We start from the raw sequence: 14119 nt of genomic DNA, 5'->3' as shown, positions 1-14119 counted from the left end.
AAACCGTAACCGAAAGGGTCAGAAGGACATCATCGCCATGACACCCGCCACCGATCAATTGCTTAAAGCCGCGCAAGATGCCGCAAAACAAGGCAAACTTCCGCCCGTTCACCTGTGGAATCCGGATTTTTGCGGCGATCTGGACATGGAGATCCGTCGCGACGGGACGTGGTTTTATGAGGGCACGCCGATTGGCCGGAAACCGCTGGTGCGTTTGTTCTCGACGATCCTGAAGCGCGAGGGGGACAAGTATTTCCTTGTGACGCCGGTGGAGAAAGTCGGAATACGCGTCGTCGATGCGCCTTTCGTGGCCGTCGATATCGAGCAAACCGATGATGGCATCACCTTCACCACCAACGTCGGCGATACTGTGACAGCGGGCGAGGGCCATGCGATCCGTGTCGAACGCGACGCGGGTGGAGAACCCTCCCCCTACGTTCATATCCGGGCGGGCCTTGAGGCGTTGATCGACCGCAAAAGCTTCTACCGCCTCGTGGATATGGGTGAGGCGCACGATCTCGACGGCACGCCTATGTTCGGCGTCTGGTCACGCGGTTGCTTCTTCCCGATCATCCCGATGGCCGAGCTGGAAATTTAATTTGAAATCCCTGACACGCTCCTGACACGACGCTGTCAGGAGGGGTCCGTTAGACCACCTTCATCAACATAGGAATGAAGGAAAAAACCCATGTCCAACCCTGCTCAAAACTGCGGCTGCTGGTTCGAAATCGCGGTCAGCGATCTGGATGCCTCCATGGCTTTCTACGGCGCGGTCCTGCAACAGGATCTCAGCATCGACAACACCGGCCCGAACCCGATGGTTATGCTGCCGTTCAACGATGACACCCCCGGCATTGGCGGGCATCTCTACCCCGGCAAGCCGTCCCGCGAAGGCGCCACCATACATCTGGTTGTGGGAGACAGCCTTGATGCGGCGCGCGAACGGATCATCGCGGCGGGCGGTGAAGTGGAAAGCCCCGACATTCAGATCCCGCCGGGCAACTTCTTTTATGCCCGTGACATCGACGGCAACTCGCTCGGCATGTTCAAGTTCAACGGGTGATCCTACTATCCGCCCGGCGCGATGCTGTCCCGTTCGCGCCGGGCTCCCCTTTCATCTTGCCAAATACAACTCATTCCCGCCACCGGCCCCGCGCGCCATGCTCGCCTTGCGCGCGGGGCCCTTCCCCCCTCTCTCCCTGCGAGGTAGCCTCGTCCCATGCGCCGTGTTGACCGCCTCTTCCGACTGATCGACCGTTTGCGTCCCGGCAAGCTGACCACCGCCCGCGCCCTGGCCGAGGCGATGGAGGTGTCCGAGCGTACGATCTACCGCGATATCGCCCACTTGCAGGGCTCGGGCGTGCCAATCGATGGCGAGGCAGGCCTGGGCTACATGATGCGCGACGGCTACAACCTGCCGCCACTGATGTTTACCGAAGAGGAAATCGTCGCGCTGGGCGTCGGCGCACGGATGCTGCAGACCTGGGGCGGCACCTCGATGGCGCGCGGGGCGGGAAGCGCGCTCGACAAGATCACCGCCGTTTTGCCGGACGCCACCCGCACGCGGGCCGAGCGTCTGCGGTTCGAGGCCTGGACGACAAATCCGCTCGACACCAGAACCCGCGCCACCATCGACACCGTCGAGGCCGCAATCCAGGCGCCCGAACGCCTCGCAATCGACTACCGTGATGACAAGGGGGCCGCCACGGAACGCATTCTACGCCCCTTGGGCCTTTGGTTCTGGGGCTCGGTCTGGACCCTCGTCGCATGGTGTGAATTGCGCCAAGCCTTCCGGATGTTTCGTCTCGACCGGATCCTTGACGCCCGCAGCCTGGGATCTTTCATCCCGGAACCCGACCAAACGTTGGAACACTTCTACGAAACGCAGTTCGATCAGAACCATCGTAGTATGAGAGGCCCTTGCAGGGAGTGAGGCGAGACGGGCCTTGCCCCGCTTCAACGCAAGATGGCGCGGATAACAGCCTTACCAAACGATCCGGGCCGCAGGTCGCGGTCAGCCCGAGACCAATGCGGCCTCGGCAACGCCGTTCAAGACCTTCTCTGCCGTCGCCAAGCCGTCAACAACCCCGTCGAAACGGGGCAGGCTTTGCATCACGGCCTTGTCGTTGAGGACATTGCCACTCAGGACAATGCCAATATCCGGGCGTAATCCGCGAAGCTCCTCCACAAGCATGTGCAATGCGGGGGCAGAATGGCGACCAGCGCAGCTGAGCGCGATGACCGTGCGGTCATCCTTTGCAATTCTCCGGCACAACTCCCCATGCTCCATACCGATCAGAAGACCCACATCCCACCCCATCCTGCGGAAATGATCGGCGGCCATGATGACGCCCAGGGTGTGTGCCTCGCCGGGGACAGCGGCAAAGAGCGCGCCGCCCTCGGACGGTCCGGCCTTGGCCTTGTGCGTCGAAGGAATACTGCGCAGAATCGATTGAATCCGGGCGGTTGCCATTGTGACATCGGCAAATTGCAATGCATCACGTTCCCACCGCTCTCCCAATTCGCGGGCAGCGGGGGCCAGATGTTCCAGACACAGATCCGGCACACCCACGCCTGCTTTCAACAGCTCAGCGATCCGCGCTTCGGCCACCGAATGATCCGTATCAGCAAGGGCACTGGCCAATTCCGAGATATGGGGCGACGGGGTCTGACCCAGGGTTTGCTGCCGCGCGGCGGTGTCGCGCGATTCCGCTACCACTTTGGCCATGGCTTGGCGGGCAAGATGAAGAATGGGATCTTCCGCAAGGCAGTCTCGAACGGCCGAAGATAGCTCTTGTATATCAGGGCGACGTTCGAAGTTGGCTTGATTGATCATGGTCGATCTCCCCTTGACCTCAGCACATGAACGCTTCTGGTCAGAAGAAGCATCGGCCCCATGCAGTCTATCACTGTATACCACGGCTTTCATTCCGAGTGTCAATAAAAGCTTACACTACATGGGAGGTCAACTTGACATTTCCCGCAGGCCATTGGCCGGGGAAACCTCTGCAACCGTTTGATTTGCAAGGCTTAGGGCTACACCATGGTACCCATGCGCTTTCGCGAAATTTTCGCCCGCCACGCTTTTCAGGTCTTCGGACCCGCTGCCCGTGGGGGTACCCTCTGCCAACCCCGCAAGCACCCGCAACGTGGCTGAGACACAGATCCCCGGCCCGGCTAAACGCCACCGCCCGTCGAAGCGAGTTCTTCTATATTGCCCCCTTGCGGCTGCGGATGCGGTTCCCAATACTACCGCAATCAAGGGAGCTCAGCACATGACGGACATCTCAGGATTCGATCTCAACAAGATCGACGCCGCCTTCATCGAGGATCCCTATTCGACGTTGGCAGCCTTGCGCCGCGCAGCACCGGTGCATCGCAACGCAGACGGGTCGGTTTTCCTGACGCGCCATGACGATTGCCTCGCCACCTACAGGGCCCCCGACATGCTGTCGGACAAGACCGAGGCCTTCGGGAAGAAATTCGGCGAATGCCCTCTGAAGCTCCACCACACGACGTCGCTGATCTTCAACGACCCCCCTTACCACACGGTCGTGCGCAAACTGATCGCCGGGGCTTTCACACCGCGGAAACTGAAAGAAATGGAACGCGCGATCGAGCGGATCGTGGCGCGCCTGCTGGACCGGGTCGAGGATCTTGGCGAGCTGGACTTGATCGCCGATTTCGCGATGATGCTGCCGACGGAGATCATCTCTATCATGCTTGGCGTGCCCGAAGCCTACCGCACCCAGTTGAGGGGGTATTCCACCGCTATTCTCGGTGCGCTTGACCCGGTGGTGTCGCAAGCCCAGATGGACGCTGGTAACCGCGCCGTTGTGGAATTCGGCGCGATCCTGGACGAGTTGATCAACCACCGCCGCGCGCACCCCGATGCAGCCGCCGAAGGAGAAGTGCTGGAGGCGCTGATTTTTGGAGAGCATGACGGCCGAACCCTGACCCAGGAAGAGCTGATCCAGAATTGTATCTTCCTGCTCAACGCCGGGCACGAAACGACGACCTCCTTCGTCGGCAATGCCATTTCACTGCTGATGTGCAATCCGGAAGAGCATCGCCGCCTCAAGGAGGACCCCTCCCTGATCGGCACGACGGTGGAGGAAACTCTGCGGATGGAAAGCCCGCTGCAGATCGGCAATCGGTTGGCCAGTGAGGACGTCACCCTGCCCTCCGGCACCTTGGTGCGCAAAGGCACCTACATCCACACCTCCATTGCCGCCGCCAACCGCGATCCCGAGGTCTTTTCCAACCCAGACCGCCTGGATATCAGCCGAAAACCCAATCCGCACATCGCCTTCATCACCGGCATCCACGTCTGCCTTGGCGCGTCGCTGGCGCGAATGGAGGGAAAGATCGCCTTGGGCGACTTCGTGCAGCGCTTTCCGCGACTTGCCCAAAACGGCCCCGGGAAACGGCTCGGCCTTGCACGGTTTCGCGGATGGACGTCACTGCCGATCCGCGTGCGGTAAACAGACCCTCGCAAGGGTCTGAACAGGCTTTTGCAAAAGCCTGGTAACCAAAGCCTTGCAAGGCTTTGGAAAATTCCTTGCAAGGAATTTTCAGCCCTTGGCGCGCCAATCCGTCAGCGCCATTCCGGCAGCAGCACATTCCGCCAACACCGGGCTGACCGCCCAAACCACCGGATCCTGAGCCTCCAGCAGGCGCAGTTTTTCCACTATTTCCACAACGCCCCATGCATCCGCAAAGTGCATCAAGCCACCGCGCCAACGGGGGAAGCCATACCCGAACACCGTGACAAGATCGATGTCAGCGGCAGAGTGCGCGATGCCTTCACCCAGGATATTCGCCGCCTCATTGATCATCGCCAGCAGCAACCGCTCGCGCACGACATCATCGGGAATCTCCGCACGAGTGACCCCCGCGAAATGGGCTTCCTCCGCGATCAGATCCTCGATCAGAGGGTCCACAACCTTGCCGCCGCCACCGGGATAGCGATACCAGCCGACACTGGTCTTCCGACCCAAGCGCCCCTCATTCACCATCCGGTCGGCGATCGGAACATAGCGCCGCTTCGGGTCACGCGTGGCGTCCTGCCTGCGGCGGTTGGCGAACCCAATGTCGAGACCCGAGAGGTCACCGACCTCGTAGGGTCCCATGGCGTAGCCAAAGGCCTCCATCACCTCGTCAACCTCCCAAGGCACGGCGCCATCCATCAGCAGGAAGTCCGCCTCTTCGCGGTAGCGGCTGAAAATACGATTGCCGATAAAGCCATCGCAAACACCGGCCAGAACAGGCACCTTCTTCAGTAATTTGGCAAGGCCAAAGCCCATCGCCAAAGCCCGGTCGCCGGTTTGCGCACCCTGGACGATCTCCAGCAGACGCATGATGTGCGCGGGGGCAAAGAAGTGCAGGCCCAACACGCGGGACGGGTCCTTCGTGCCTGCGGCAACCTCATCAATGTCCAGATAGGACGTGTTGGTCGCCAGAATGGTGTCGGCGGGCAGGGCTGCATCGAGTTTGGCGAAGATCTCTTTCTTAACCTCCATCGCCTCAAACGCCGCCTCAATGGCAAGGCTCGACCCGGAGGCCGCCCCGTAATCGTCGGTGATCACCAGCCGCGCGCGCAACACCTCAGCGCTGCTGTCGTCCAACCGCCCCCGCTTGAGCCCCGCCACGATCAACCGTTCGACATTTTCCGTCGCCCGCGCAACACCATCGGCGTCTGTTTCCAGCAATACCACGGACAGTCCGACCGACAGGCAGGCGTAGGCGATACCCGCCCCCATTGTGCCGCCGCCGACCACCGCGACCTGAGTGATCTGGGGCGCGGCGGGCAAATCCGCAGGCGCCTTCGCCGCCCGCTCGCTGAAAAACATATGCCGTAGGGCACGAGACTGGTCACCGCTTTTCAGATCCAGAAACGTGGCCCGCTCCAGCGCCATGGCCTCCGCGAAGTCCAGCCCCAGACCGGCCTCCATTACCTCCACCGCGCGGTGCGGCGCGATCTGCCCCGGCGACCGCTTCGCCAGATTTTCCCGGACCGCTGAGAACGCGGCCACGTCCATCTCGGGCGCCGGGAGTTCCCACGTCGGCACCACGCAAAGCAGTTCTTCCGTATTGACCATATCAGCGGCCTCCACCGGATCGTCTTCAACGGCATGAACCAAGCCCGCCGCCAAAGCCGCCTTGGCGCCCATTGGCTTGCCGAAGGCGATCAACTCCAACGCCGTCTCCAACCCACAAAGCCGCATCGCGCGCTGGGTGCCGCCCGCGCCGGGGATCACACCAAGCGTGACCTCGGGCAGGCCGATCTGCGCCCCTGGCCCCATGATGCGCATTCGGCACGCCAGCGCGATCTCGGCCCCGCCGCCCAGTGCCACGCCGTTAATCGCGGCGATCCACGGCACGAACGACCGCTCGATCGCGTCGAGCACATCGGGCAAATACGGCTCCAGTGGCGGGCCGTCGAATTCCTTAGCGTCGGCACCGGCCGCAAAGGCTCGCCCTGCACCGGTCACGATCACCCGGTCGAGGTTCAGCCCCTCGGCCCATGCCACCGCCTCCAGCAACCCTTGCCGCATCTCGCGTCCAATGGCGTTCACCGGCGGATTGTCGAGGGTGACGAAGCCCGTCAGACCGTCTTGGATACAGCGAACGCTCATGGCATGTCCTTTGGAATGAATCGGTTGCGATCGATCAACGCCAACAGTGCGGCAAGCGACGCGGAAACACCTTGCCCGCCGGTGTCCAGAACCGCATCGGCGCGGGCGTACTCGGTCTCTCGGCTGGTCAGGATCAGGCGCAATTGCGCCATCGCTTGCGGGTTGCCTTCCATCGGGCGCGTGTCGCCCTGTGCGCGCACCCGGGCCATGTGTTCTTCCGGCGAGGCCTTGAGCCACACCGTGTGAAACCGGTCCAGCAGGCGTTCAAAAGTCTGTGAATCACCAACGATTCCGCCCGCTACCGCAACCACCACGCGGTCCTGCTCGGCCACGATCTTGTTGAGGGCGTCGGCCTCCAGCTGCCGATACCCCTCGGGACCATAAAGCCCCATGATTTCGCTGATCGGCATGCCACCCGCCGCCTCGATGGCGCGGTTCAACTCGATGAAGGGTACGTCCAGCGCCTTGGCCGCCGCCGCGCCAAGGGTCGACTTTCCCGCACCCCGCAAACCGATCAGGCATACCCGCCCGGCCTTCGTCGCCGCCCCGGACAAAAGCGTGCGGACCTGCGCTTGCGTGGCCAGATCGGCACCCACGAAAGCCTCTGCCATGCGCCGGGCTTCGGCGGTCAAGTCACCGGGGGAAATGAGCATTTCCATCGAAACGCCCAACGCCTCGGCGACCCGAAACAACAGCCCGATGGAAATGTTGCCCTCGCCCCCTTCCAACTGCGCAAGGTAGCGCGGCGATACGCCCGAGACCTCGGACAACACGCGCCGCGACATGCCCCGTGCCGTACGCGCACCGCGCACGCGGTCGCCGACGCGACCCTGCAACGCAAGGATGGAAGCATCTAACGCGACAGGGGGATGGCGGTCTTCGCTGGACATGGCGCTACGCCTTTTCGATGGCCGGAATATGGGGTTCGATCAACGCACGCAGGTGCTCCGGTGCCGCTTGGGACTTGAACTGATCCGCGATGATGAAAACGCAGGTGAACGCGCCCTCGAAGCAGGTCACACCATCCTGCACGCCATCGACACGGAAGGTGATCGACTTGGTACCGAGACGGGTGGGCCAGACGTGACACTTGAGGATATGGCGCGGCGTCACCGGAGATCTGAAATCCATCTCCAGCCGCACGAAGGGGGTGCCAACATTGGTGTCCAGTTCCAGATGATACCAGCCGCCGGGACCGTGAATTTCGGACCACCAGGCATCAATCGCGTCCAGCGCGAACCATGGCAAGCGCCCGGTGTAGGCAATCTTGGCGGGATCACAATCGCCCCAGGTGACGCGAACATCATGGACGAAGGCCGAGCCAGGGCGCGCGGACATCAGGCCGCCCGCGCTTTGAGCTGTGCAATCACATCATGGGCCCAAGGGATGCCCAGATCCTCTGGCAGATCCGGCGACGAGGCATCGTGAACGCAGCGTTCGCCGATCATGGTTGCGCCTTGTTCCAACAACTTCTCCATCAGCGTTTTGGAGCCGAAGGCGAAAGTCTCAGCGAAGACCATGTCGCCCAGGCCGTAGATTGCGAAACGGACGTGGGACAGATCAATGCCCTTCTCCACGATCGCATCATAGAAGGGTTGCGCGGTCACTGGCAGGTCGCCGTTGCCATAGGTGGACGAGACGAAAAAGTAGAACGTGTCGGCGTCCAGCGTGGTCGGGTCAACATCGCCAAGCGACGTGATCTCACACTCAAACGCATCGCCCAGATCATCGCGGATATCCTCGCACAGCATCTCGGCAGAGCCCGTCTCCGTGCCAAACAGAAAGTGTAACTTCATCAGGGTCAGTCCTTGTCTCAACGGGCAGGTCCCGGGCCAAGGCCCGGTCCACGACAGGGCGGTCGAGGGTCACCCCAACCGCCCCATACCTCATGCCATGTGCAGTTTGACGTACTCGAAATCGCCCGGCTTGTTGTCGATGCCGACCTTGGGCGGCGCGATCCAGCTGGCGTATTTTCCGGGCTCATAGCAGGGCACCATCAGCGATTGGATGAACGCGCCGTCATCGGCCGTTGGCAACCACTCAAGGGCGCGCGCGTCCCAATCGGCCTGACTGATCAAGTTGCCCTCCGGGTCCGCCTTGATCGCCGCAAAGACACCAATCTGACGGTGGAACGCCTGATCCGGCAGCTTGAGTTCAAACTCGATCCCCGTGCGCTGGATCATCTTGTTCCACCGGCGCAGACCACCGGATGCGTCACGAATGTAATCATCGCGCAGGCGCATGTTGATCGCGGTCAGCGCCGGCACTTCCTTGTCGAGGATCTTGCCATCCTCGATCAGTTTCACCGTGTAAGTGGCATCGGTCAGGCGGTGATCATCGTCGATCCGCATCTCCATGTACCGGCCTTTGACGCCTGCGTTGAACGCATTGGCGGCGTTGGTCGAGACCTCCTGCCCGAACAGATCAAGCGACAGCGAGTAGTGCATGTTCAGCTTTTTCTGGATCGTCGGCAGATCGATCACACCCAAATTCCGCACGCGACCGATGTCATAAGGGTCGGTGATCCCCGCCTCCACCATAGCCTCGCAGGTGCGTTGCACGATCCGGCCCACGCCGGTTTCGCCCACGAACATGTGGTGCGCTTCTTCTGTCAGCATGAAGCGGCAGGTACGCGACAGCGGGTCGAAGCCCGATTGCGCAAGGCTTTCCAGCTGCATCTTGCCATCGCGGTCGGTGAAATAGGTGAACATGAAGAAGCTCAGCCAATCCGGCGTTTCCTCGTTGAAGGCGCCCAGCATCCGCGGCGCTTCTTCGGACCCGGAGGACCGGCGCAGCATATCGTCCGCCTCTTCGCGGCCGTCCTTGCCGAAGTATTTCTGCAGCAGATAGACCATCGCCCAGAGGTGGCGGCCTTCTTCGACGTTCACCTGGAACAGGTTGCGCATGTCGTAAAGCGACGGCGCGGTAAGGCCCAGGAACCGCTGCTGCTCCACGCTGCCCGGCTCGGTATCGCCCTGAATGACGATCAGGCGCTTGAGCATGTTGCGGTATTCGCCCGGGACCTCCTGCCACGCGGGCTGACCTGCATGTTCGCCACACGGGATGGTACGACCGTCCACTTCAGGGGCAAGCAAGACGCCCCAGCGATACTCGGGCATCTTCACGTAGTCGAATTTGGCCCATCCCTTGGGGTCCACGGATACGGCGGTGCGCAGGTAGACCATACTCTCCTGGAAGTTCTGCGGGATCAGCTTGTTCCACCAATCAAGGTAGCCGGGGTGCCACTTTTCCAGCGCCTTGAGAACCTTCCGGTCCTTCCCAAGACCCACGTTGTTGGGAATTAGCGTGTCGTATTCTACGTCCAAAGCACTCATCTGATGTCTCCTGTTGAAACCCGGACCTTGGCCCGGTCTACATTTGTGACGACCCGTAGACCGGGCCCTGGCTAGAGGCGCTTCACACGCGCTCCATGTTGTAATCACCGCGGATGCCGCTGCCGTATCGCTGCAACGCACCGTTCTCACCCACCGCGTTGGGGCGGTTGAAAATCCAGTTCTGCCAAGCGGTCAGGCGCCCGAAGATCCGTGTCTCCATCGTTTCGGGACCGGCAAAGCGCAGGTTCGCCTCCATGCCCGTCATTGCATCGGGGCTGAAGGATGCCCGCTCTTCCAGAATGATGCGGACCTCATCCTCCCAATCGATGTCGTCCATAATCATCGTCACAAGCCCCATCCCGTCAGCCTCCTCCGCTTCCAGCGCCTCGCCGATCTGCTCGCGCATCGCCTCCACCGCTTCCGGCTGCGCCAGAAAGCGCGTCTGTAGCCGGGTCAGGCCGTTGCCCATCGGATATGTGCCAAAGTTGTCCTCGGTCAGCGTGATCGTCGCCATCGGGCGATTATCGCCCTCGAACTCGTCTTCCATCATGTAGCTGCGGTCCGAGGCCCAGATCAGCTCGGCCAACACGCCCGCGAAACAGCTGCCGTGTTCTACCAGCGTCACGAGGCTGCGCGACGTCACATCCAACCGCTTCAACGTCCGCTTCCAGTAGGTCCGGATTTCCGATGCCAGCCAATGGTCGCCACCGTCGCGCAAGACCGCCTCATGGGCCGCCAACAGCTCTGGATCACCCTGCGTGCGCAGGGTCCACAAGCCGCATTCCATTTCATTGAGGCGCAGATGCAGGATCGCATCCTCGAATTCACGCGCCAGCCGCAGCAAATAGGCCTGATCGCCCTGCGCGTGCAGCGCCTCCATATCGGCAGGTGCCGCGTCAGATGGCCCCTTCAGCGTGATCACCGCCGTGCGCGCCGCGCGATCGACGCTGACCTCCACGAACCCGTAGGCGATCGAGCCATCTTCCGCCACGGTCCGCTCCAACGGCCCCAGGGTGATGCCCGTTGCGTCGCGCGGATCCGCGGCGGCGAACTCCGCCGCGCGTGCCGCGACGACCTCGTCAAACCTCGAATTGGGTACAACTTCGTCCACAAGCCGCCAATCGACGGCCCGCTTGCCCTTCACGCCTTCTTCCGTGGCGCAGAACACATCCGCCAGATCACGGCGCACCATGCGCTTGTCGGTGACCCGCGTCAGCCCGCCAGTGCCGGGCAAGACCGCCAGCAATGGCACCTCTGGCAAGGAAACAGACGACGTCGCATCATCCACCAGCATGATGTGGTTGCACGCCAGGGCCAACTCATACCCGCCGCCCGCGCAGGCGCCCTTGATGGCTGCCACGTATTTCTGGCCGGATTCCTCTTCGGCCGCTTCGTAGGCGTTGCGCGTCTCGTTAGTGAATTTGCAGAAGTTGACCTTGTGGGAATGAGCCGCACCACCGAGCATTCGGATATTCGCCCCGGCGCAAAACACCTTGTCCTTGCCGGATTGCATGACCACGACGCGCACCTCGGGATGCTCGAAGCGCATCCGTTGCACGATATCGTTCAGCTCGATATCCACGCCCAGATCGTAGGAATTCAGCTTCAACTGGTAGCCGTCGAACAGCCCCCCATCCTCGTCCACATCCATCGTCAAAGTGGCAACGGGGCCGTCGTACGTGACGGACCAATGGCGGTATTTCGACGGATCGGTCCGGAAATCGATGACCTTGGACATGCGTGCGCTCTCCCTATGCATGTACGCAGAATAGCGCCAAGGGCGCGTCAAGCAAGCGGTATAATGCTAATTTTTTGCCCCAATTGGTTGATTTATGCGATATTATGCACAAATTCTACGACCCGACCCAGAACTGCCCCTGGCTGCTCCAAATGCGGCACATGGCGGCATCCCTCCAGAATCAGCGCCTCGGCCCCGGCACGCTTCTGCGCGGCCTCAACCTGCGCCAGCGTCCCGTATTGGTCATCGCGCCCTTGGATCACCAAGGTCGGTGCCGTGATTCCGTCCAGCGCGGCCTCTACGTTCCAATCCTTGAAATCCGGCGAAAGCCAGGCATCCGCCCAACCGCGAAACGTCGCTACCGGATCGCGATGATATTTGCCCATCCGCTGCGCCAAACCCGAGGCATCGAACCCCGCATTCGCCCGCGCAATCTCGGTCAGTCCCATCTCTTCGGTGAAAAAATGCGGCGCAATCAAAACAGCGCCGAAAACATCCTCACGCAAAAGCGTTCCCGCCGCGATCGCGGCAATCGTGGCCCCGTCCGAATGCCCCACCAAGACCGGGTGTGTCAGGCCGAAGGCGGCCACGACCTCTGCCAATACCCCCGCCTCTTGCGTCATCCAATCCAGCGGACGCGGGAGATCATCCGGGTCAGAAAACCCATACCCCGCCCTCGAATAGGCCATCACAGGCAGCCCCGTGGCCCGGTGCAGCGCCTCCGGAAACCCTTTCCACAGCGCCACACAGCCCAATCCTTCATGAAGCAGCACAATCGTGCGCCCATCGCGCGGCAGCGCGCCCCAACAGCGATATTCCAGCCGCTTGCCGCCCGCCTCGACCGCGCCTGCCGACCAGTCAGGCACGCAGCTTGAACCGCTGGATCTTGCCCGTGGCGGTCTTCGGCAGATCGTCAACGACCTCCACCCAGCGCGGGTACTTCCACATCCCGATCTTGTCTTTCACGAACTCTTTCAGGGCGTCCGCTTCCGGCGGGTCAGCACCCTCTTTAAGCACCACGAAGGCCGCCGGCTTGTCCAATCCCGCGTCATCGGCCCTCGCCACCACTGCTGCCTCCAAGACACTGGGATGGTCGATCAGCGCGCTTTCCACTTCGAACGGCGACACCCAGATGCCCGAAACCTTGAACATGTCGTCCGTGCGTCCGCAGTAGGTGTAGCGCCCGTCATGGCGCTCGTACTTGTCGCCGGTCCGCGTCCAGAACCCCTCGAACGTGGACTGAGATTTCGCGCGCCGGTTCCAATACCCCTCTGCCGAGGACGGACCGCGCACCAGCAACTCTCCGACCTCTCCATCAGCGACTTCCTCGTCATGTTCGTCCACCAGCCGAAGATCATAGCCCGGCACCGCCTCTCCGCTCGTGCCGTAAAGGCACGCGCCTGGTCGATTCGACAGGAAGATGTGCAGCATCTCGGTCGAGCCGACACCGTCCACGATCTCAACCCCCGTCAGCCGTTCCCACCCCTCGCCCACGTCTCTTGGCAAGGCCTCCCCCGCCGACGTGCAAAGTCGGAGCGTATGTTGCGGTGTGCCATCCGCCGCCTGCACCATCGCCGCAAACAGCGTCGGCACGGCGCAGAGGATGCTTGGCTCAAGCCGCGCCATGATGTCATAGACCGCGGCTGGCGTGGGCCGACCGCCGAAAAGCACCGTCGTGGCGCCCACCGACTGCGGAAACGACACCGCGTTCCCCAGCCCGTAGGCGAAGAACATCTTGGCGACCGAATAGACCACGTCATCCTCGCGAATGCCCAGGACCTGATCACCAAAGGTGTCGCAGGTCGCCTTCAGGGCCCCATGCACATGGCGCACCCCCTTGGGCTGCCCGGTCGAGCCAGATGAATAAAGCCAAAACGCCAGTTCATCCTCGTGGGCCTCTACCGTTTCCTCGACCGGTGCGCCGTCGGTGAACACCCGGTAGCTTTCCGTCCCCTCTGGCGCGTCTCCGATCACAAGGATCACGCGCAAGAACCGGTTGTCGCGCGTGGCAGGCTCCACGATCTCCCACATCTCTTCACTGACGACCAGAATGGACGCCCGGCTGTCGTTCAGAATGGTTTCATAGACATCTGCTGACAAAAGCGTGTTCAGCGGCACTGGGATCGCGCCCATCTTCATCGCACCCCAAAAGACCACCGGCCATTCGATCTGATCGCGCACGATCATCGCGATCCGCTCTTCGCGCCGCACCCCGTGCCGCCCTAGTGCGCCGGCGAAACGCCCCGCTTCCTCATGTAGCAGCCCATACGTCAGCGTGCGCTGCTTGCCATCGGCCTCGACAAACGCAGCCTTGTCGCTGCGCCCCTCGGCGATATGCCGATCCACGAAATACTCCGCTGCGTTTCCCATGTCTCTCCTCCCAGATCTTCCATGCCCCACGGCGTCCC

Annotated in this window: 13 protein-coding genes; 4 read left to right on the top strand and 9 right to left on the bottom strand. The window is 61.9% G+C overall.

Features of this window, described 5'->3' with window-relative positions:
- The first annotated feature begins 37 nt into the window (after positions 1 to 37).
- The 3 genes from KUL25_RS18655 to KUL25_RS18645 all read left to right on the top strand — a co-directional run bounded on the left by KUL25_RS18655 (position 38) and on the right by KUL25_RS18645 (position 1933).
- Positions 38 to 598: a DUF1285 domain-containing protein gene (locus tag KUL25_RS18655; RefSeq protein ID WP_257894271.1), complete on the top strand. Its 561-nt coding sequence runs from the start codon at positions 38 to 40 to the stop codon at positions 596 to 598.
- Positions 599 to 688: 90 nt separating this feature from the next.
- Complete coding sequence (locus KUL25_RS18650; RefSeq protein WP_257894270.1) at positions 689 to 1063, top strand: VOC family protein; 375 nt, start codon at positions 689 to 691, stop codon at positions 1061 to 1063.
- A gap of 156 nt (positions 1064 to 1219) precedes the next feature.
- On the top strand, positions 1220 to 1933 hold the full coding sequence (locus KUL25_RS18645) for a helix-turn-helix transcriptional regulator (protein ID WP_257894269.1): 714 nt from the start codon (positions 1220 to 1222) through the stop codon (positions 1931 to 1933).
- Positions 1934 to 2014: 81 nt separating this feature from the next.
- Here KUL25_RS18645 and KUL25_RS18640 read toward each other — a convergent pair whose 3' ends face one another.
- Positions 2015 to 2728: a cobalamin B12-binding domain-containing protein gene (locus tag KUL25_RS18640; RefSeq protein WP_257894268.1), complete on the bottom strand. Its 714-nt coding sequence runs from the start codon at positions 2726 to 2728 to the stop codon at positions 2015 to 2017.
- A 547-nt stretch (positions 2729 to 3275) separates the two neighbouring features.
- Between KUL25_RS18640 and KUL25_RS18635 the strand changes: the two genes are divergently transcribed.
- Positions 3276 to 4484 (top strand): cytochrome P450, encoded by a 1209-nt coding sequence (locus KUL25_RS18635; RefSeq protein ID WP_257894267.1) that lies wholly within the window; start codon positions 3276 to 3278, stop codon positions 4482 to 4484.
- A gap of 90 nt (positions 4485 to 4574) precedes the next feature.
- On the opposite strand, the gene KUL25_RS18630 is transcribed toward KUL25_RS18635, so the two are convergent.
- The 8 genes from KUL25_RS18630 to KUL25_RS18595 form a co-directional block, all read right to left on the bottom strand.
- A complete protein-coding gene (locus KUL25_RS18630) occupies positions 4575 to 6638 on the bottom strand; it encodes a 3-hydroxyacyl-CoA dehydrogenase NAD-binding domain-containing protein (protein WP_257894266.1) in 2064 nt (687 codons plus the stop codon).
- Complete coding sequence (locus KUL25_RS18625) at positions 6635 to 7528, bottom strand: helix-turn-helix transcriptional regulator (RefSeq protein WP_257894265.1); 894 nt, start codon at positions 7526 to 7528, stop codon at positions 6635 to 6637. Before KUL25_RS18625 ends, KUL25_RS18630 begins: the two co-directional genes overlap by 4 nt.
- Before the next feature lie 4 nt (positions 7529 to 7532).
- A complete protein-coding gene (locus tag KUL25_RS18620; protein ID WP_257894264.1) occupies positions 7533 to 7976 on the bottom strand; it encodes an acyl-CoA thioesterase in 444 nt (147 codons plus the stop codon).
- Positions 7976 to 8434: a flavodoxin domain-containing protein gene (locus KUL25_RS18615; protein WP_257894263.1), complete on the bottom strand. Its 459-nt coding sequence runs from the start codon at positions 8432 to 8434 to the stop codon at positions 7976 to 7978. Before KUL25_RS18615 ends, KUL25_RS18620 begins: the two co-directional genes overlap by 1 nt.
- Before the next feature lie 90 nt (positions 8435 to 8524).
- Positions 8525 to 9973 (bottom strand): benzoyl-CoA 2,3-epoxidase subunit BoxB, encoded by a 1449-nt coding sequence (gene boxB, locus KUL25_RS18610; protein ID WP_257894262.1) that lies wholly within the window; start codon positions 9971 to 9973, stop codon positions 8525 to 8527.
- A gap of 82 nt (positions 9974 to 10055) precedes the next feature.
- Positions 10056 to 11711 carry a 2,3-epoxybenzoyl-CoA dihydrolase gene (boxC, locus tag KUL25_RS18605; protein ID WP_257894261.1) on the bottom strand — a complete coding sequence of 552 codons (1656 nt, stop codon included), beginning with the start codon at positions 11709 to 11711 and terminating at the stop codon, positions 10056 to 10058.
- Positions 11712 to 11803: 92 nt separating this feature from the next.
- Positions 11804 to 12577: an alpha/beta fold hydrolase gene (locus tag KUL25_RS18600; RefSeq protein ID WP_257894260.1), complete on the bottom strand. Its 774-nt coding sequence runs from the start codon at positions 12575 to 12577 to the stop codon at positions 11804 to 11806.
- The gene (locus KUL25_RS18595; protein ID WP_257894259.1) at positions 12570 to 14081 is read right to left on the bottom strand and encodes a benzoate-CoA ligase family protein; all 1512 of its coding nucleotides are present in this window, start codon (positions 14079 to 14081) and stop codon (positions 12570 to 12572) included. The genes KUL25_RS18600 and KUL25_RS18595 overlap by 8 nt, the downstream gene beginning before the upstream one ends.
- Between the last annotated feature and the right edge of the window lie 38 nt (positions 14082 to 14119).

It is taken from the genome of Gymnodinialimonas phycosphaerae (assembly GCF_019195455.1).
Taxonomy (GTDB): domain Bacteria; phylum Pseudomonadota; class Alphaproteobacteria; order Rhodobacterales; family Rhodobacteraceae; genus Gymnodinialimonas; species Gymnodinialimonas phycosphaerae.
Note: the sequence above shows the minus strand (reverse complement) of the source record. Positions and strands in the feature narration are given on the sequence as shown.

Excerpts from the sequence above, each read along its gene's own strand:
- KUL25_RS18640 (WP_257894268.1), bottom strand. The coding sequence starts at position 2,728 with ATGGCCAAAGTGGTAGCGGAATCGCGCGACACCGCCGCGCGGCAGCAA.
- KUL25_RS18650 (WP_257894270.1), top strand. The coding sequence starts at position 689 with ATGTCCAACCCTGCTCAAAACTGCGGCTGCTGGTTCGAAATCGCGGTC.
- KUL25_RS18645 (WP_257894269.1), top strand. The coding sequence starts at position 1,220 with ATGCGCCGTGTTGACCGCCTCTTCCGACTGATCGACCGTTTGCGTCCC.
- boxB (WP_257894262.1), bottom strand. The coding sequence starts at position 9,973 with ATGAGTGCTTTGGACGTAGAATACGACACGCTAATTCCCAACAACGTG.
- KUL25_RS18655 (WP_257894271.1), top strand. The coding sequence starts at position 38 with ATGACACCCGCCACCGATCAATTGCTTAAAGCCGCGCAAGATGCCGCA.
- boxC (WP_257894261.1), bottom strand. The coding sequence starts at position 11,711 with ATGTCCAAGGTCATCGATTTCCGGACCGATCCGTCGAAATACCGCCAT.
- KUL25_RS18615 (WP_257894263.1), bottom strand. The coding sequence starts at position 8,434 with ATGAAGTTACACTTTCTGTTTGGCACGGAGACGGGCTCTGCCGAGATG.
- KUL25_RS18595 (WP_257894259.1), bottom strand. The coding sequence starts at position 14,081 with ATGGGAAACGCAGCGGAGTATTTCGTGGATCGGCATATCGCCGAGGGG.
- KUL25_RS18630 (WP_257894266.1), bottom strand. The coding sequence starts at position 6,638 with ATGAGCGTTCGCTGTATCCAAGACGGTCTGACGGGCTTCGTCACCCTC.
- KUL25_RS18635 (WP_257894267.1), top strand. The coding sequence starts at position 3,276 with ATGACGGACATCTCAGGATTCGATCTCAACAAGATCGACGCCGCCTTC.
- KUL25_RS18625 (WP_257894265.1), bottom strand. The coding sequence starts at position 7,528 with ATGTCCAGCGAAGACCGCCATCCCCCTGTCGCGTTAGATGCTTCCATC.
- KUL25_RS18620 (WP_257894264.1), bottom strand. The coding sequence starts at position 7,976 with ATGTCCGCGCGCCCTGGCTCGGCCTTCGTCCATGATGTTCGCGTCACC.